This window comes from Kineococcus siccus (genome assembly GCF_009906795.1).
GTDB classification, from domain to species: Bacteria; Actinomycetota; Actinomycetes; order Actinomycetales; family Kineococcaceae; genus Kineococcus; species Kineococcus siccus.
This window is the reverse complement of record NZ_JAAALN010000466.1, coordinates 1-437: the sequence shown is the minus strand read 5'-3', so window position 1 is coordinate 437 and position 437 is coordinate 1. Positions and strand designations below refer to the sequence as shown.

The 437-nt window shown below is 82.6% G+C and carries 1 protein-coding gene and 1 pseudogene; both read right to left on the bottom strand.

Translation table 11 applies throughout. The annotated features are described in order from the left end of the window. Nucleotides 1–56, bottom strand: a 56-nt coding sequence (locus GTR02_RS25020) for a hypothetical protein (RefSeq protein WP_476702881.1), incomplete at its 3' end; no start/stop codon positions are given. Nucleotides 57–97: 41 nt separating this feature from the next. Next, nucleotides 98–437 (bottom strand): annotated as a pseudogene (locus GTR02_RS22145) (hypothetical protein); the annotation flags it as partial.

Genomic DNA, 437 nt, shown 5'->3' with positions numbered 1-437 from the left:
GTTCGGGTCAGCCGGGTTCGGGTCAGCCGGGTTCGGGTCAGCCGGGATCGGGTCAGCCGGGATCGGGTCAGCCGGGATCGGGTCAGCCGGGTTCGGGTCAGGCCGCTGCGGCGCAGCCGGGTGCGGTCCCGACGACGCCCGGGAGTGCCGCCCCGTCGCCCACCGCGTCGCCCGTCGCGACGGCCCCGCAGCCGCGGCCGGCCACCGACGCCACCACCCCGGGCCTCGGCTCCTCGACCGCTGCGCCCGCGACCGCTGCGCCCTCGACCGCTGCGCCCGCGACCGCTGCCTCCTCGACCGCACCGCCCGCGACCGCACCGCCCGCGACCGCACCGTCCGCGCTCGCGCCGGCGCCGCCGGTCGTGGCGACGCCGGCCGCGGCCGCGCCGCCCGCCGGCCCGGGCGGGTCCACCCCGCCCGCCCCGCTGCCGCTGCAC